Here is a 17,780-nt window from a genome sequence, read left to right as displayed (position 1 = left end):
CGTACGCCTGTGTTCACGTCAGAACCATGGTAGGGAAGTCAAAATCGCCGCATCGCGCTTGCTGCGAACAAACTCTTGTACGCACGCGTATTGGAGGTCGCCACTTGTTACTTCATGCGGTGAAGAGCGACTTCCGGATGATTGCATGCACCCCCCAGTTGCCGTCCACCACCTGTGTCACGCCGAAGTCAACAGCGACCGAGATCAGCGAGATCGCTTCATCTTCGGAAAGGCCCTTGGTTGCCATCAGGAAGCGCCGCGTTTTGATGAAGGCGTCGCGCATGGCGAGATCGAGAGTGGATTTTTCGTACACCGCGCTTTGTGCACTGGTGCCGAACTCGGCCAGATAGTTCGGATAGCTGAAGCCATGAAGAACCCATTCGTCGGCGGTTTCGACCAGCGGGTAGGTGAGGTCCGAGAATACTTGGCTGCCGAGCGTCTCTTTCTTGTGAAGCACCAGTTGGAAGTCGCCGGTGAGCGAACATTCGATAGCAGTGCCGCACAGTTCCGAGTCTCCTTGTGATGCATGCGGGTCGCCGACGGAGAGCAGGGCGCCGGCAACCCCGACCGGCAAGAATACGCTCGCTCCGCGCGTAACGCGCCAGTTGTCGAGATTTCCGCCGAATGTGGACGGCGGAATCGAATCGATCAGACCATCCTGCTGCGGCGCGACGGTGACCACGCCGAAATGCGGACGGACCGGGATCTGGACATTCTTCAGAATGTCGTGATTCTCGACTACGGTCGAATGATCGACTGGCACGCCAGGATAGTCGATCGTCGGATGCATCACGCCAAAGGGATCGCGCTGAGGTGTCCAGCGGAAGTTATAGACGGCGCGCGCGCAGGCGGTTTCTCCAGCAGTGGGGGTGGCATCGAGCTCATAGATGGTGACCACTTCGCGCGGCTTCGGGTCGGTCAATAACTCGCGATAGTGGAATCCCCACCAGGCAGCGGCGTTGCTGCCGAACGCACGCCCGGCAAATTTCGGATTGGCGCAGCGACGCGGGTGAATATCGAGGATCCGCACCTCCAGTACATCGCCCGGTTCCGCGCCGCGCACGGCTATCGGTCCGGTACAGATATGCACGCCGAAGCCTTCTCCCGCACCACGTCCGTAGATAGACGCATCCATGGGGCCCGCGCCGCGGCGGTTGACGTTCTTGCGCTCGGCAGTCCAGTGAAACACGCTTTCGGCGCCGGGATCGCCCTGCACCATGCGCTCCCAGTCATCCGCCGCGTGTTGGGTGAGTGTTTCGATCGTCACTGTGTCGCCGCTGTTCAGTTCTAGCACGGGCTTGAGATCGTGACTGAAGTAACCCCAGTGAACCGTGTTGGCCGTTGCTCGCAACAGGTGATGACGCGGCTTGCCCGACTCGCGGGGCGGCGGTGCCGAAGGCGTTTCAGGCGGCTCTGTAAGCTCGGCCTCGTCCGCCGCTTCGTGAACGGCTCCCTGCCCGGCGAACCCTGCATGCACGAGCAGACTCCCGGCGTTGACGGGCAGACCGCGCGAGATTCGCCGCACGAGATGCCGTGCTAATTCGAGACTCGCTTCATGCCGGAAAGTGCGCGGCGACGCGCCGTATTGCTCGCGAAACGCACGGCTGAAATACGCGGGATCGTTGAAACCCCAGCGGAAGCAGACATCCGCGATCGACAGCTTTTCATACAGAGGATTGACCAGATCCGCGCGGCAGCGCTCCAGTCTGCGTGAGCGCAAATAGGTCGAGAAATTCTGTCCGACCGCTTCGAACAGCTTCTGCAGGTATCGCGGCGAGACGCGCTCTTCTTTGGCTATCGATGTCAGCCCGAGATCGGGGTCGGCGAGATTGCCTTCGATGGTTCGACATACGCGCGAAAAAAGCGCCGCCTGAGAGGGCGTGAGTCCGCTGAAGCTGCCTTCCTTGTCGTGACCGACGAGACTTGCGACCAGGAACTCCGCGAGCGCGAGTTCGAGCGGACGCAGATCGTCGAGCGACAACGTCTCCACGCTTTCGGCAATCGAGCGCAGAAAGCTGGAGAACACGTGTCCGATGCCTGCGTCTCCGGGCAAACGTCCGGCACGCAGGGAGAACGGCGTAAGAAGGCGTGCGTTAATGGCAGTGCGGGGCACGCGGATCACGAACGCGCGGAAATCGGAGTTGAACGACAGGAGCGCTTCCTCGCGTGACGACGCATAGACAATGTCGCCGGTATCAACCCGTGTGCGCACACCGTCGGCGACGAGCATCACGCCGCCATCGAGATGCAGCACGATCACAAGGCTGTCGGCGCCGTCGACCTTGAATTCTATGGTCTGCGCGAACGCGGCCAGTGCGATCAATTCGAAGCGGTTGCTCGACGTGCGCGACTTGATGGTTCCGTGCGAGTGGCGCGCGGCCGTTTGAGGCGCGCCGCAGCGCAGACCAAGCCGATCAAGCGCCTCGTTCCATGCTCGCAGGCGATCTACTTCAGCGTACGACTCGGTAGTGAAATGCAGTAAGTCCAACCCCGGCTCCCGGACCCTGACGAACGTCAGTCGACGGATTGAAAGGCAATGTCCGTGCCATCGGTGACAACGCGGTTGACGCCACACGCTGCGTCATCACGGTGCGTTTTCGCACACTTGTGGCGCAGCGCGCGGCGGTGCGGCTACGCACCGTCGTAGCGCGCACGCACAGCTTACGCGCGACGCTTTTTCTTCGGAGGAAAGATGCTGCGGGGGATCTTGCAGTGAATTCCCTGGCGGCCGTCGACGACCTGCGTCACTGAGAAGTCCGCGGCAACGCTCATTAACGAATACGCGTCGTCGCGCGAGAGGCCCTGCTGTTCGGTAAGCAGCAGCAACATGTCGCGTGAGGCGTTTTTGGTCGCGACGTCGAGGTCTTCGTCGAAGCCGTGGACGATCCAGTAGTCCGGCGTTTCCAGCAGCGGCGAGGGAAATCTGAAGTCGCGCCGCAGCACGATCTGGAACATCACATTGAGGGACGCCTCGATCGCGGTGCCGCTGATTTCGCCGTCGCCTTGCGATACATGCGGGTCGCCGATCGAGAACAATCCGCCGTCCACGGCGACCGGGTAGTACATGGTGGAGCCCGCGCCGATGCGCCAGTTATCGATATTGCCTCCATGCGCGCCCGGCGGCACGGTGCTCACGCGGCCTGCCACGTCAGGCGCGACGCCTGCCGTGCCCAGATGAGGGCGCACTGGCACGCGAATGCCTTTGAGTGCGAGGTCGCGGCAGCAGTCGGGGATCTCTGAGCGTTTTCCCGGCACGAGATATTTGCCGGGATAGTCATACGCATACAGCGCGTGAGCCGTATTCGATGCCTGATCGAGTTCGTAAATAGTGACGCGTTCCTTCTCGAAGTCAGTGAAGAGATGGCCCCAGTGTGCAGCGAGATTCGAGCCGTAGTTGAAGCGCGGAATCATTTGCAGATAGCGCACCTCGAGCAGATTGCCGGGTTTTGCGTCTTTCACGAAGATCGGCCCGGTCATCAAATGCACGCCGGGTTGGCGGTCGGCTTCGGGAATCGTGTCGTAGAGCGTACGCACCCTGTCATCCATCATGAGTTCGGGGGCGTCGCCTGCGTGATGCGTGACCGCTTCGGCGCAAACGAAGTCGCCGCTCTCCACGATCAGTGCGGGCGCTAGCGCCGCGTCAAAATATCCCCAGTGAACATTTTTCTGGATGGCAGGCAGGTCGTGAAGCATGCTTTCCTAAGCTCCGTATGAGTGTGCGATCGGTGCGACGTGACCGATGACAGATCGTACGAGCGACAGAATAGATACACTTGGGCGACAGCGTACAAAAGCTTGTGCGTGGACGAATCGGCTAGCAGCGTCACCCGGCTGCCGCGGGTCTCAGGCCGCAAGACAGGATCCATTCGTGTCTCGATTCATCTCACTGATGGTCGGAAACGCGCAGCCGGCATTGCGCACGTTCGTCTCGCGGCACCCCTTGCTGGCAAAGCGCTGCGTCGCGCCGAGGGAGGAGCTCAAGACGTTCGATTCGATGCTGGAATGCCTGAGCGTCATTCCAAATCCCTACGTTTCGGTGCAAAACAGCAAGACGAGCGACGGAGCCGCCGCTACATTGATCCCTAACCCACATTCCGGCGCGCCTCACCCGTTGTCGACGGGGGTATCCAGCTTCTGCTGCTTCTTTGCGCGAATCAACACGCGTCAACCTATTTCAAGCGGTCGGTCGAAGTCCCGACACCGGTAATACAGACGACGCACACCATCTCGCTTGCAGTATCGACCGCATCGAGTGGGACTCGCATCTCAACAGCAGACAAACCGGCTGCATGCGCTGTCAAGGTCGATGCGCACCGTTTGGCCGGCGACCGGCTGGATCACGCCACGAATGCATCTCGCACTATCCAATTTGATAATCGAGGGACTTTACCAACCGACTACCGACATTCGAAATAAATTTGCGGACGTGCAGTGAGCACCCTCGTGATTCTGAAAAGGGACTTTGGGGTTGTCTGTTGGATGAACATGAGCCGCTGGCAAGATCACGGCACTGCACTTCGTCGTTCCCGTAAGACGCTGGCCGAACCCTTGTCAATCGTCACCAATTTGACGCTTTGACCTCGGTCGACCAAATAACGAACGGTTTTGCCCTTCTATGCCAGCGGGCGGCGCCTTACATATCTTCTTTCATATGGACATCGGTGTCAGGTTGTCGATTTTGCAGCAGTCCTCGAGAGTTCTTCCGAGCGAGAGGCTGTAGAAGGAAGGCACCTAAGCGCGGCGCGGTTTGCGTGTCTTCGACGAGGCAACGGCCTGCGTCTTTTTCTGCAGGAAGCTTTCCAGGCCGGCAACGAAAATTTCGACGTTGGCAGCAAAGCTGCTGTCGAGCGGTACTTCTGTACCGTTCTGCCAGCGGACGATAAAAGCTTTGTTCGCGAGCTTCGGCAAGTATCTGGCGAGCGTTGGGTGGTCGAGCGGGCTGATGCTGCGCACCCGCTCTTTCAGCGCGTCGGCCCATTGCGATGCCTCCTCCGATGGCATTGGAGCCAGCTCCATGGTCATGAAGCCGATGAGCGAGGAAATCACACAGTTATACGCTTCGAGGAGATTCTCCTCAGTGGCGCCGGCTTCTAGCAGCGCAATCAACACACCATCAATCAGATCCGTTCGCAGGCTCGAGTTCGATACAAGTTGCGCCCCAATCAGTTGGGCGACGTTTGGATGCTTTCGGACTGCCGCGCGATAGCGGAAGAACAGGTCGCGCATCCACACCTGCCAACTCGACTTACCGCGTGGTGGCGTGACTTCCTGCATGACCGCGCCCGCAACATCAGCTAGCAAAGCGTCTTTCGAGTTTACGTGCCAGTAAATAGTGGCCGGATAAACATCCAGCGAACGCGCGACGTCCCGCAGGCTGAAAGCATAGACGCCAACCTTGTCGATTTGCTCAAGCGCGACAGCGACAATGGCTTCCCTCTTGATGGCACTTTTCGAGGGACGCCCAACGGTTCTTCGAGCGGGTGCTGCTGTGGTTGTAGCTGTGCGGGCCATGGCTTGCGGTCTTCAGGCGCGGTGATGACACACGCCAATGATTGGATTGCTCTCATTATAGAGCAACGGACAAGCGTCAACTCCCGGTTCTACAGCCGCAGGACAGGTTTCGCTTTTCTCTCAACTACCACCGCAGACGGTAAGCCGTCCCCCTCGCGGACTGGACCAATGCGCGTCGATCGTGCTTACGATCGCACGCCTCGCATCTGCCGCATACAGCGTGCATCGATCCCACATACAGCCGGCCACACGACTTATCCAGGGAGAACCCGAGCCAACTTAAATTGTCTTGTGTCTAATTTATATTAACCCGATAATCAATACGAGCTTCAAGGAAGCTGCACAGGTTCCACCTCTCTTTTGCCTGACGAGTTGACATGATGAATTCCAACACGCAATCCCTTTCAGCCACTGCCCTTGACGACGCCTTGACGCAGTCGGCGGAAGCATACGCCCGTGCAAATCCGGCGAGCGCGGCCCAGTTCAACAAGGCCACTGAGGCAATGCCTGGCGGCAACACGCGCTCCGTTCTCTACTACGCGCCGTTTCCGTTGACCATTGTCAAGGGAAAAGCGGCGCGACTGTGGGATGCGGATGGGCATGAATATCGTGATTTCATCGCTGAATTCAGCGCGGGCATCTTCGGACACTCCAATCCCGTAATCCGCAGCGCAATCGATGCTGCGCTGGACGGCGGCATCAATCTCAGTGGGCATAACCTCATCGAGACGGAACTCGCTGCCGCGGTCTGTGAGCGCTTCCCGACGGTGGAGCGGGTACGGTTCACCAATTCGGGAACAGAGGCAAACCTTCTGGTACTGGCTGCTGCAAAGGCGTTCAAAAAGCGGGAGAAGATCGTGGTCTTCAAGGGCGGATATCACGGCGGCGTCCTGTCTTTCGGTTCGGGCCCCAACCCCGTCAATGTTCCGCACCATTTCCTGTTTGCGAGCTACAACGACCTTGCGAGTGTCGAGAGCCTTTTCGAGCAGCACGGCCGTGACATCGCGGTAGTTCTGGTTGAGCCGATGCAGGGAGCGTCGGGCTGCATTGTCGGGCAGCCCGATTTCCTGCGCGGCGTGCGTGAGTTGTGTACGCGCTTTGGCGCGCTACTGGCTTTCGACGAAGTGATGACCTCCCGTCTCGCACCGGGTGGTATGCAGGAGAAGCTGGGTATCCACGCCGACCTGACCTCGATCGGCAAATACATTGGCGGCGGTATGTCATTCGGCGCATTCGGTGGCCGCCGGGAAATCATGGCTCAATTCGACCCGCGTGCGGAAGGCGCGCTGGCTCACGCAGGAACCTTCAACAACAATGTGATGACGATGGCTGCCGGCGTCACGGGACTGCGCGAGCTGTACACCCCGCAGGCAGCGATAAGCCTTAACGCACGGGGTGACCAGTTGCGCGACACCCTGAATGAAGTGTTCGCTGCAGCGGGCGTCGCAATGCGCTTCATGGGCCTCGGTTCGTTGATGAATCTTCAGCCCACTGATCAGAATGTCCGGTCAGTCGATGATCTCGCTGGTCTGGAGCACCGTTTGAAAGACCTCTACTTCTTCCACCTTGTGGAAGCCGGCATTTATCTGGCGCGACGCGGATATTTGACGCTTAGCCTGCCCTTGAGTGAAGAGGATATTTCGCATTTCGTTCAGGCGACTCGCAGCTTTGTTGAGCGCTACCGGCCACTTCTTCCAACCAGCCGCTGACCACGAGGAAAAACGATGACGGCTTCCATTTCCAAAGAACAACGCAGCGGCAAGGTCCAGACCGTGTTCGGCCTCGTGGATCCGGCTACGCTGGGCCCAACGCTGATGCACGAGCATCTGCTCATCGACCTGAATCCGCCCGAGGCGGAAGTGACGCAGGAATCAGAGTGCGAAATCACGCTCTGCAACTGTTGGCAAATCAACTTTGGGCAACAGCGGTCGACTCGAAACTACCGCCTCGATAATATCGAAGTAGTGGCTGAAGAAGTCAATGAGATGCGCGAGGCGGGCGGCGGTGCCATTGTTGAGCTTACGGTGGGCGGCCTCAAGCCCAACCCATCGGGTCTCGTCGAGATTGCCCGATCAACGGGTGTGCCAATCGTGATGGGTTGTGGGTACTACGTCGAACAGTATCAGGCTAAGCGCAACCATGAGCGTGCGGTCGAGGATTTCGCCAGTGAGATGATTCAGCAGTTGACCGAGGGGGCTTGGGGCACCTCGGTCAAAGCAGGCATCATCGGCGAAATTGGATGCCAGAATCCGTGGACCGACCTTGAAAAGAAGGTTATGCGCGGAGCGCTGATAGCCCAGCGGGAAACCGGCGCATCAATCAGTGTCCATCCAGGCCGCAAGCCGACCCAGCCGCGTGAAGTGGTCGACTTCATCAAAGCAGAGGGTGGTGACGTGAGCCGCCTGATTATGGGGCACATTGACCGCACGATTTTCGATGACGCAACGCTATTGGACCTGGCGGATACTGGCGTCACGCTCGAATTCGACATGTTCGGGTGGGAGCACACTGCGTACCCAGTGCAAGACATCGACATTCCAAACGACGGCGCACGTATCGGCATGCTGCGCACGTTGGCGGACCACGGACACATCGACCGCATCGTGATTAGCCACGACATCTGCGTGCAAACTCGTTTGCGCCGGTTCGGCGGGCATGGATATCAGCATATTTTTGCTAACGTCGTCCCGCGCATGCTGCGCCGCGGCTTTACGCAGAACGAAATCGACGCAATCCTGGTGCATAATCCACGCCGCTTACTCACGCTTTGCTGAGCATGCCGTTTTAGAGGCCGGATTTTCGGTGCAACGGGGAAAGCCAGCGGACGCTGCAGCATCCTCTGGCTATCAAGATAGCAGCTTACTCTCTAAGGTAAGCCACGCGTACCTTCGGGTCGTCGAGCATCTTGCTCGCATCGCCCGACATCGTCACCGTGCCCGATTCCATAACGTAACCGCGAGTCGCTGCCTGCAGGGCGAGGCGCGCGTCCTGTTCCACGAGCAGAACCGTGATGCCTTCGCGCGACACCTCACGCACGACTTCAAAGACCTTCTCGACCATGATCGGCGAGCTATTAGCCGGTCTCCACAAATCTGGTGTCCTGCCTCCAGCCAAGACCCTCCTCGACGGACCCGCCAGGCTGGTACTCACATCCAATCCAGCCAGCGTAGCCGAGTGATTCTGCTTCGCGAAGTACTTCTGCGATGTCGATGTCGCCTGAATTCGGTTCGCTTCGATCCGGAACCGCGGCTATCTGAATGTGCGCGATCATCGACCAGTTTCGCCGCAGAAGCGTAGATATCTCGTTGGTTTCCATTCCCACGTGGTAGGTGTCGAACTGGATTCCGAGGCGTGGATGCCTTACCCAGTTCAGAATTTCCACAAGCTCGTCTACGCGATGGTAGAAGTAGTGCGGATGACGCGCCGTGTTAAGTGGTTCGAGAAGTAGCTGGATATCGTTCGACTCCGCGAGATCCGCAGCACGCAGAATATTTGATCGAAAAGTTTCAAGACACGTCTTGCGTGACAAGCCGGACGTGTTTCCTCCCATGATATGAAGCGACCGCGCACCCGACTCCCGACAATAGGTGAAAGCGGTCCGCATGCTCTCAACAAAATCTGTTTCACGACCAGGAACCGCTGCGAGACCAAGTTCACCTGCGGCGAGATTGCCGGGTGGCGAGTTGATTCCAAGTAGCGTCAGGTTATTTCGCTCAATAGCGTCACGAACCTTTCCGGGTGCCACGTCGTATGGAAAATGCATCTCGACCGCACGGAAACCTGCCCGAGCCGCGGCATCAATGCGTTCGAGAAGAGCGAGGCCGGACCACAACATTCCAATGTTGGCGGCATATCGTCTCATCGGGACTTCGCTATCACGTTTCAGTCGCTTTCAGCAGCGAGCGTGTCACGGCGACGATGGTCTCGTCTACGTCGTCGCGGGAGATGACAGTCGAACCCACAAACATATTGCGCAATACATGCAGCCCCTCTGCTGCCATCAGCTTCGGCATGCGTGCCGACAGCGACGCGACACGGGCTGTTTGTTGGGCATGGAGGTCGCGATAGTCGACGGGAAGGCATTCCGTGAAGAGCAGGTTAGTCATCGAACCGCGATTTACGACGTGGCCTTGCGTATCCGTGTCTGTCAAAGCGCGCCGCAACCCCTCGGCCAGATGCTCGCCTTGCCTCGCGAGCTTGTCGAACATGGCCGGTGTCATCAGGGACATGGCCGTAAAGCCGGCAGCCATAGACATAGGATTGCCCGTGAATGTGCCGGAATGCTTAACCTTGGGCTCGCCGTCGTCAACTGAGAACACTGACATCACGTCGCGCTTGCCTCCGAGAGCGCCGATTGGCAGACCGCCGCCAATCATTTTGCCCATGGTGGTCAGGTCTGGAGTGATATCCATCAATCCTTGGGTGCCCCGGTAGCTTGAGCGTAGAGACCAGACCTCATCGAAAATAAGGACCATGCCCAGCTTTTCTGTCGTTTCCCGCAGAGCAACCAAGAAGTCGCGATTTGCATAGACGCCAGTACCCAAAGATAACCCGCTGGGATCGATGATTACCGTCCCCACCTCGGATGCATGACGCGTGAGGATTTCACGCATGGTCTCGATGTCGTTCAAGGGGAAGAGAACCAGTTCGTCGAGCAGCGACTGTGGCGTGCCAGCGTTGTGTGCGACAACTGCCGGATTGTTGCGCTTCCCCCATTTGTCCGAAGGCGGCACGTAGCTCGCCTCCAGAAGATCATACTGACCGTGGTAGCCACCTTCCAGCTTGGCCACCTTTGATTTTCCCGTGAACGCTCGCGCCGCTTTGATTGCAATGAGATTGGCCTCAGTGCCGGAGTTCATGAACCGCACCTGTTCGACGGACGGGATTCGATCGACGAGAAGTTCGGCAAGCTTCACTTCCCACTCCGCGGGCATGGTTGCCGACAGCAGGCGCGCTGCCTGTTGGGAGATGACATCGACGACCTCCCGCTTGTTGTGGCCGTGAATGAGAGACGCAAAGTTATTGACCCAATCGATTCTCGTGCAGCCATCCGCGTCAGTGAGACGCGATCCGTCAGCGCTTACGGCATAGAACGGATGAGGTTTGGCGACCAGCATGTTTCTGGTGTAGCCGGAGGGCATTACCGCTCGCGCGCGCTCGAAGAGTCGAGCCGAATCGTCCTTGCTGATTTCGAAAGTACTGATGTTCATTTCCAATCCATTAATTTCGACGTGTTTTATAAATTCGTCCGTCTTGCCGATGACCGTGCTTCGAAGGCACTCAATCGTCAACGCCTTGCACCACGAACCAGGTCAGATCGGCCGCGCCTTCACGAGCGGCGCGAGCCTTTGTATATTCAAACGATGAATAGAATCGCCGAGCCTGTTCGAGGCTATCGAATTCGATGACGACCGTTCGGCCGGGAGCCGAGCCTTCCATGACTTCATTGTGGCCGCCACGCACGAGCACCCTTCCGCGATGAGCCGCAATCGCTTCGCTTGCGAGTGCCCGGTATTTGTCGTAGCGGCTCGCGTCCGTAATTTGAATCGTTGCGATTACATAACCTTTAGGCAATTTTTGTCTCCTCTAGCTCCAAGAGAAGGTGGTTCGACAGACCGTTTGGAAGCGTCTGCGAAGCCAACTCCAGAACAGGGAGAGTAGAGGATCGAAATCGGAATTGACAAATCACTTTTATGGTCGTCTCATTACCCACAGGTAATGAACCTTGGAATTCATGATGCTTACTCCGATTGAACGATTCTTTTCCAGCGGACTGCGGCTTTCGCATCTGCGTCTGCTCGTTGCGCTCGCCGACCTGAAACAGGTCACAAAGGTCGCAGCGGCTTTCAATGTCACGCAGCCGACAGTCTCGAAACAGATTGGGGAGATAGAACAGGCATTGGGCGCCGCAGTGACAGAGCGTGTCGGGAAGGCGGTTTTTTTGACCGATGTCGGGGCCGTCCTTGCACGCCGCGGTCGAGAAATTCTTCGCCAGGTAGGACTGGCGCAAAAAGATGTCGCCTCACTTGTTACCGGTACGGCTGGACGTGTGACATTGGGTTCGGTTACGGCTGTGCCGCCTTCATTCATCTCGCAGTCGATAATGAGCTTTTTGACCCGGGCTCCGGCAGCCTCGGTCGAGTTTGTCGAGGCACCGCTGGATGAATTGCTGGAGATGCTGCGAATCGGCGAAATCGACCTGGTACTTGCTCGTGCCCGAGGAAAGGACGACCCGACGCTTGTGACGGAAACGCTGTATAGCGAGCCATTCGTGTTTGTCTCCGGCCCTTCTCATGCACTCTCGCACGGCAGATCCGTCACGGTGAAAGACTTGAAGGAGTTCATGTGGCTCGTGCCTCAACAAGGCAGCCCGTCCTACGTCGCGCTCGCGCACTTGATGGAGGCCGAAGGGTTGAACATCGACGATTCGTGTGTCGAATCAAGCAGTATCGCGTTGAACGTAGAGCTCATGGCGCGAGGTCCGTTCGTTTCCATACTTCCTCTGTCGCATGCAACCGAGTATGCGGCGCGCGGACGGCTATCTTTGATGAATACGCCATCCCTTACCCAACTCGGCGAGGTGGTGCTCTATCGCAGAGCGGATCTCGATTCTCGGGCACCCATGCTTCTCGGAGAGTGCATCCGGGAAGAGGCGGTATCGAACTTACCTGGAATATCGTCTGATCTGACCAGCTAGAAGCCCTCGAGAGGCGCTTCCGTGCTTGTATTACCCGCGTGTAATGCCAGCGGCGGAAAGAGTGAATTGTCATCCCTTTATTGCACCCATAGCCTTTGTCCCGTTGGTCGACTTTGTTCGACCAGCGCTCTAACTGTTGCCGCTGCGATTTTCGTCGGGCCTGACTGAGGTGTGTGCGTTGCCGCATGCACTCTTGATGAGACCAGTAAATCAGGCACTGCGGGCAGCCGGAGCAACCTAGTCAGTCGTTAAACGCTCGGTTTTGGCCCATGCCGAATGACGCTTTAATGGCTTCAGGGATATCAGGAGATGAGGGGATTATGAATAGTTATCTGAAACATGGTTTCGCAGTTGCAGCGTTATCTGCTGCATGCAATGCTGCGTTTGCCGCGGACGATGTCGCCGTCATAAAAATTGGCAGTGCGGCGCCGACTACCGGTGCAATTGCGAATCTCGGCAAGGAAAACGAGAACGGCGCTCGCCTCGCGGTGGAGGATGTGAATCGCCGCGGCCTTGTCATTAATGGAAAGAAGATCAAGCTTGAACTCGATGCCGTCGATGATCAGGCAGACCCGCGTCAGGGTACGCAGGTCGCACAGCGGCTTGTCGACGATGGTGTCGTAGCCGTGGTGGGGCATTTGAATTCCGGCGTATCCATTGCTGCATCACATATCTACCACGATGCACAGATTTTGCAGATCTCGCCCGATTCCACTAATCCAAAGTTCACGCAGCAGGGTTTCAACACGACATACCGTCTGGTAGCAACGGACGCGCAGCAAAGTCCTGTTCTCGCGCACTATGCACTGGGAACACTGAAGGCAAAGAAGGTGGCTATAGTCGACGATAGCACCGCATATGGTCAGGGTCTTGCGGATCAGTTTTCCAGTGCAGTCAAATCGGGTGGTGCGACGATCGTAGCGCGCGAGGCTACAAACGATAAGACCATCGACTTCAAAGGCGTTATAACCAAAATCAAGGGCCAATCTCCCGACGTCATCTTCTACGGCGGCATGGATGCGACTGCGGGCCCTTTCATCAAACAGGTTGCACAACTCGGCCTGAATGCCAAGGTGCTCGGGGGAGACGGGACCTGTTCCGAAGAAGTCATCTCTCTTGCCGGCCCGGCAGTCGACCGTCTCGTCTGCAGTATTGCGGGTCTGCCGCTTGCGCGGATGACGGCTGGTCCGGCCTTTGAGAAAGAATATCAGGAACGCTTTGGGATGCCGGTTCAGATCTACGCGCCGTATGCGTACGACGCCGTGATGGTTACCGTCGACGCGATGAAAAAGAGCGGCAGCACAGACCACGCGAAAATTCTCGCTGCCGCGCGTACGACCGACTATCAAGGTCTCACCGGTCAAATTCAATTTGACGACAAAGGCGACGTAAGAAGCCCCCGTCTGACGCTGTACGGCTATAAGGACGGCAAGAAGACGTTGCTGACCACCATGACGCCCTGAACACGGCGGCCTCTGCCCCTGATTGAAAATTCGGGTCTCGCTGAGGCCTGATTTATCACTTCACTGTGAGGCCCGGTCACGTCCGCTGTCCGGCAGTGACTCACAAATAAAAAAGCAGGTTTGGAGAAAAATATGAACAAGCGAATCATTCCCGCCTTGATGGTATCCGCACTCGCAACCTCGGCAATGGCACAGGGTTCAGTGACGCTTTACGGCGTTATCGACGAGGGTTTCGACTACACCAACAATGTTTCCGGCAGTAAAGTGTACGAACTGCAGAGCGGCTTCGCGCAGGGGAGCCGCTGGGGTCTTAAGGGAACGGAGGATCTGGGTGGCGGCCTGCGAGCCGTTTTTCAACTCGAGAACGGTTTCAACCTCAACAATGGTCGCCTCGGTCAGGGTGGACTGATGTTCGGCCGCCAGGCGTACGTTGGTCTTACCTCCGACAGCCTTGGCACGGTTACGCTCGGTCGCCAGTACGACTCGGTTGTAGACTATCTTGGTCCGGTAACGGCGAACGGTAACTGGGCCGGTTATTTATTCTCCCATCCGTACGATAGCGACAACACTGACAATACGTTTCGCGTCAACAACACCGTCAAATACACCAGCCCGCTTTTTGGTGGTCTGCAGTTTGGCGGCACATATAGCTTCAGTAACGACACCGGCTTCGCGAACAATCGGCAATACAGTGCCGGCGCAACATACACGGTAGGCGGCCTCGTTCTCGCGGCGGCCTACTTGCAGGCGAACAACCCGTCCGCTACTGCTGGCGGCGCGATAAATAATGGTGGCGATGAAAATTTTGTCGCTAACGCGCTACGTGTATTTGGTGCAGGTGCAAGCTACACCTTCGGGCTCGCAAACGTCGGTTTCGCCTACACTAACAGCTACGTACGACGCCCTGTGAGTTCCGGATACGTCGGTGCTATTACGCCGGCCTCGGGTACGCTCTCCAGCCTGAGATTCCAGAATTTCGAGGTGAACGGAAAGTATCAGTTCACGCCTGCTTTCTACGTTGGTGCGATGTACGTGTATACGCGTACCGACTTCAATTCAAGCGGTGGGCAGTTGAACCCCAGCTATCAAAGCGTCGGCTTGATGGGAGATTACCTTCTGTCCAAGCGCACGGACGTCTACGTCCAGAGTGTCTATCAGCATGTTGGTGGTGATCGCACCGGCACGGTATTAGACGTTGCCTATATTCCGGGCGCTGATGGTGTATCGAGCGGCGGCAATCAGGTTGTCGTACGCGTCGCACTGCGCCACAAGTTCTGACACTACGCAGCCTGCAGCCTGCAGCCTGCAGCCGGCAACTAGTTCGCCGGCTGCTACGGATATACATACTCCCCCGCACCAATCTGCTAACGTGATGCGTGCTTGAACACGGGCATGTTGATCTCCTTCCGGCTTGTCCCACTTCAAATTTCTACTTGCTTTGAGCGATCCCGCATCAGGATAACTACCGGCAATGTCAGCGCAGCGCTGCCTGCAAGCAACCAGCCAGCACTGGCGCTGGAACCTGTGAGAGAAATTGTCCACGTTGTGAGGAATGGTGTGAACCCACCGAGAATAGAAGCGACGCCTCCGCCAATCGACACGCCCAAGGAGCGGACTTTCGTCGGAAACATTTCTGCGAGAGCCGCCGGGCCGCACCCCGAAAAGAGAATGAAGGCCAGCGTGAGGAGCATTTGTATCAACATGTAGTTACCCATGCCAATGCCCCCAACAATCAGTCTGTACGCCGGATAAGAGAAGATAACGAAGAACAGGCAACTTCCCAGCAAGAGTGGTTTGCGTCCAATCCGGTCTGACAGGAGGCCGGCGAGTGGAGTCAATACCGCAACTGCCGCGAGAGACAGGGAGCCGGCCCAGAGCGATGCGGTCTCGCCGATATGTGCGTAACGTGCTGCAAATGAAGGCATGTAGACGCACACCATATACGAGCTGACAAACCAGAGCACGAGGAAGCAGAAGCCGTGCAGCACGGATTTCCAGAAGAGAACGCTGGAAATCTTTTCTGTGCTTTGAGCCGCTTTGATAAACATCGGCGACTCTTTCACGTTGCGACGAACGTAAAAGCCAATTGGCCCGAGAACAATTCCAAGAATAAACGGAATTCTCCATCCCCAGGCGGTTAGACCGTCGTGGCCAATAAATGTGCTGAGAACGGCTGCCACAAACGACGCCAGCATCAGGCCTGCGGCAATGCTGGACTGCTGGAATGCCCCAAGAAAACCGCGACGATTGGAGCCGCCCCACTCAACGAGAAAAGCTGCGGCTGTACCCCATTCGCCGCCGGCTGCAAAGCCTTGCAGCAACCGGGCGGCAACAAGCAGGATTGGTGCGGCGATTCCAATTTGTGAATAGGTTGGAAGCAATCCCATCATGACAGTGCTCGCGGCCATGAGGATCATGGTCGTCGCAAGTGCGCCGTGTCGTCCTTTCACGTCGGCGATTCGTCCCAGCACTACGCTACCAATTGGCCTGGCGACACAACCCACGCCGAAGACCGCAAAGGCCACCAGCAGCGACGTGACGCTGTCATGCGCTGGGAAGAAATTCTGCGCGATGATGGGAGCAAGAAAGCCGTAGATTCCAAAATCGAACCACTCGAGGATGTAGCCGACCATGCCGGCGGCCGCGGCGCGTCGTTGCTCGGCTTTTGCCGTGCTTTGCATTGAGGGGGCGGATACGCGATCCGGGTAGGTGTTTGAATCCATTTTCCCTTCCATTTTTGGGTTCATTTTTGCGCAGACCTGAACAGAGAATTAGAATTTATGGCGCATCGCGATGCGAAGAACGAGCTGCTTGTCGTCTCCGGAAACCGGCAGAGTGACGAGATCGGCTCGGGCGCCACCATTTGCCTTCTGGTAGTCCGCGCTCGTGATAATGTCGGTCCGCTTTGACAGTAAATAGTCGAGGGCCAGATTGAATTCGTTCCAGTTGTATGTCGTGAAGCGCGAGTATCCGTACCCACCGGTCGCCTGCACCGCAGGCAGGATGAAGTAATGAACATTCGCGTTGATGCTTTGGAGCGTGTTGGCGTGTCCGAGCGTCTGGAAGCGGGTATTTGCGTAGACAGCTGCGATCCCAAGGCTGCCGAAGGTGTAGGAACTGCCAATTCCGGCTGTGCGATAACGGTCTACCACTACGCTTTTCGAAGCGAATCCCGTGTTGGTGTTAAGAAAAACCGGAATACCCATCCCGCCAGGGTTTATGGAATACCCATGAATGCTTGTCATGGCCGCACCAACGGAGAAGGGTCCATGATCGTAGGACGCGCCGAGACTGTAGGCCGGTCCCAATGAGGTCGAGGGCACCCCTGGCGAACTGAGGCTGTATTGAGCGCCGAACTTGAAGCCGCCGATCACCGGACTGGAGTAGGTCACGAGGTTGTTGAGCCATTCCCCTGAGATGCGGTCGGCGTCGCCCTGGTCGAACGCATAGATGCCGACGTAGTAGCCAACGTGATACTGAATCAAAGTGAGTGTCATCTGGTCGTACGTCCGACCGAACTTCACTGTGCCAAAACGGGAATCGGAGAGTCCGACCCACGCCTGGCGCCCGAATAACAGTCCGCCTTGTCGAGACGCACCCGTGTTCGGATTGAAGCCGCTCTCGAGGTTGAACAGTGCCGAAAGCCCACTCCCGAGGTCTTCGGTTCCTTTAAAGCCGAAACGGTTCCCCTGACTGATGCTGTCATCCATTCGCCAGGCCGAGTGGCCACTCTGGTTAGACACATACGTCAGACCGTCGTCGATAACTCCATACAGCGTCACACTGGATTGGGCGTGTGCGACGCCCGCGTACGCCAGGATCAATCCCGCACCGCTCAACTTCAATCGCATGAACCTCTCCGTAGATGTTCTGGCAAACGATGCCGATGGTTTATAAACGTTGTACGGAGATCGTTTAAATATTGATCACCGTACAATTGGCGGTTATACGGTGACAAATTAAGCAATGCAACCCGGAACAAATACGGACAGGTGTTGCGCGAATTTGTAGACCAAGCGCGAAGTGTGAGCGGTGTGCATGTCTGCCGCTGGCTGAAGGGGACGCCAGCGGCCCGCAGCGAGGAAAGAGCGTCAGAGGACGGGGATGAA

14 protein-coding genes and 1 pseudogene are annotated in these 17,780 nt (G+C 57.3%); 6 read left to right on the top strand and 9 right to left on the bottom strand.

Going from position 1 to position 17,780, the window contains the following annotated elements; genetic code table 11:
* Positions 1-112 precede the first annotated feature (112 nt).
* Positions 113-2,488 carry an acetamidase/formamidase family protein gene (locus tag B0G73_RS31770; protein ID WP_106285101.1) on the bottom strand — a complete coding sequence of 792 codons (2,376 nt, stop codon included), beginning with the start codon at positions 2,486-2,488 and terminating at the stop codon, positions 113-115.
* Positions 2,489-2,661: 173 nt separating this feature from the next.
* Positions 2,662-3,693: an acetamidase/formamidase family protein gene (locus B0G73_RS31765; protein ID WP_106285100.1), complete on the bottom strand. Its 1,032-nt coding sequence runs from the start codon at positions 3,691-3,693 to the stop codon at positions 2,662-2,664.
* A 175-nt stretch (positions 3,694-3,868) separates the two neighbouring features.
* On the opposite strand from B0G73_RS31765, the gene B0G73_RS40960 reads away from it, so the two are divergent.
* Positions 3,869-4,207, top strand: a complete 339-nt coding sequence (locus tag B0G73_RS40960; RefSeq protein WP_146144255.1) for a hypothetical protein — start codon at positions 3,869-3,871, stop codon at positions 4,205-4,207.
* Between the two features lie 524 nt (positions 4,208-4,731).
* On the opposite strand, the gene B0G73_RS31760 is transcribed toward B0G73_RS40960, so the two are convergent.
* Positions 4,732-5,511, bottom strand: a complete 780-nt coding sequence (locus B0G73_RS31760) for a TetR/AcrR family transcriptional regulator (protein WP_106285099.1) — start codon at positions 5,509-5,511, stop codon at positions 4,732-4,734.
* Between the two features lie 377 nt (positions 5,512-5,888).
* Between B0G73_RS31760 and B0G73_RS31755 the strand changes: the two genes are divergently transcribed.
* Both B0G73_RS31755 and B0G73_RS31750 read left to right on the top strand, forming a co-directional pair.
* On the top strand, positions 5,889-7,220 hold the full coding sequence (locus tag B0G73_RS31755) for an aspartate aminotransferase family protein (protein ID WP_106285098.1): 1,332 nt from the start codon (positions 5,889-5,891) through the stop codon (positions 7,218-7,220).
* A 15-nt stretch (positions 7,221-7,235) separates the two neighbouring features.
* Positions 7,236-8,285, top strand: a complete 1,050-nt coding sequence (locus tag B0G73_RS31750) for a phosphotriesterase (RefSeq protein ID WP_106285097.1) — start codon at positions 7,236-7,238, stop codon at positions 8,283-8,285.
* 85 nt (positions 8,286-8,370) lie between these two features.
* On the opposite strand, the pseudogene B0G73_RS31745 reads toward B0G73_RS31750, so the two are convergent.
* From B0G73_RS31745 to B0G73_RS31730, 4 genes and pseudogenes are all read right to left on the bottom strand, one after another.
* Positions 8,371-8,580: pseudogene (locus B0G73_RS31745) on the bottom strand (ABC transporter ATP-binding protein); the annotation flags it as partial.
* Positions 8,581-8,584: 4 nt separating this feature from the next.
* The gene (locus B0G73_RS31740; RefSeq protein ID WP_106285096.1) at positions 8,585-9,373 is read right to left on the bottom strand and encodes a hydroxypyruvate isomerase family protein; all 789 of its coding nucleotides are present in this window, start codon (positions 9,371-9,373) and stop codon (positions 8,585-8,587) included.
* Positions 9,374-9,386: 13 nt separating this feature from the next.
* The gene (locus B0G73_RS31735) at positions 9,387-10,721 is read right to left on the bottom strand and encodes an aspartate aminotransferase family protein (RefSeq protein WP_106285149.1); all 1,335 of its coding nucleotides are present in this window, start codon (positions 10,719-10,721) and stop codon (positions 9,387-9,389) included.
* Between the two features lie 70 nt (positions 10,722-10,791).
* Entirely contained in the window at positions 10,792-11,085 is a 294-nt protein-coding gene (locus B0G73_RS31730; RefSeq protein WP_106285095.1) for a DUF1330 domain-containing protein, read from the bottom strand.
* A gap of 160 nt (positions 11,086-11,245) precedes the next feature.
* On the opposite strand from B0G73_RS31730, the gene B0G73_RS31725 reads away from it, so the two are divergent.
* The 3 genes from B0G73_RS31725 (at position 11,246) to B0G73_RS31715 (ending at position 14,949) form a co-directional block, all read left to right on the top strand.
* Complete coding sequence (locus B0G73_RS31725) at positions 11,246-12,208, top strand: LysR family transcriptional regulator (RefSeq protein ID WP_258194038.1); 963 nt, start codon at positions 11,246-11,248, stop codon at positions 12,206-12,208.
* A 320-nt stretch (positions 12,209-12,528) separates the two neighbouring features.
* On the top strand, positions 12,529-13,671 hold the full coding sequence (locus tag B0G73_RS31720; RefSeq protein WP_106285094.1) for a branched-chain amino acid ABC transporter substrate-binding protein: 1,143 nt from the start codon (positions 12,529-12,531) through the stop codon (positions 13,669-13,671).
* 132 nt (positions 13,672-13,803) lie between these two features.
* On the top strand, positions 13,804-14,949 hold the full coding sequence (locus B0G73_RS31715) for a porin (RefSeq protein WP_106285093.1): 1,146 nt from the start codon (positions 13,804-13,806) through the stop codon (positions 14,947-14,949).
* Positions 14,950-15,092: 143 nt separating this feature from the next.
* Here B0G73_RS31715 and B0G73_RS31710 read toward each other — a convergent pair whose 3' ends face one another.
* Both B0G73_RS31710 and B0G73_RS31705 read right to left on the bottom strand, forming a co-directional pair.
* Positions 15,093-16,394 carry an MFS transporter gene (locus tag B0G73_RS31710; RefSeq protein WP_258194027.1) on the bottom strand — a complete coding sequence of 434 codons (1,302 nt, stop codon included), beginning with the start codon at positions 16,392-16,394 and terminating at the stop codon, positions 15,093-15,095.
* 48 nt (positions 16,395-16,442) lie between these two features.
* Positions 16,443-17,522, bottom strand: a complete 1,080-nt coding sequence (locus B0G73_RS31705; protein ID WP_106285091.1) for a porin — start codon at positions 17,520-17,522, stop codon at positions 16,443-16,445.
* Positions 17,523-17,780: the final 258 nt, after the last annotated feature.

Source organism: Paraburkholderia sp. BL25I1N1 (assembly GCF_003002025.1).
Classification (GTDB): domain Bacteria; phylum Pseudomonadota; class Gammaproteobacteria; order Burkholderiales; family Burkholderiaceae; genus Paraburkholderia.
This window is presented reverse-complemented; position numbering and strand designations above follow the sequence as displayed.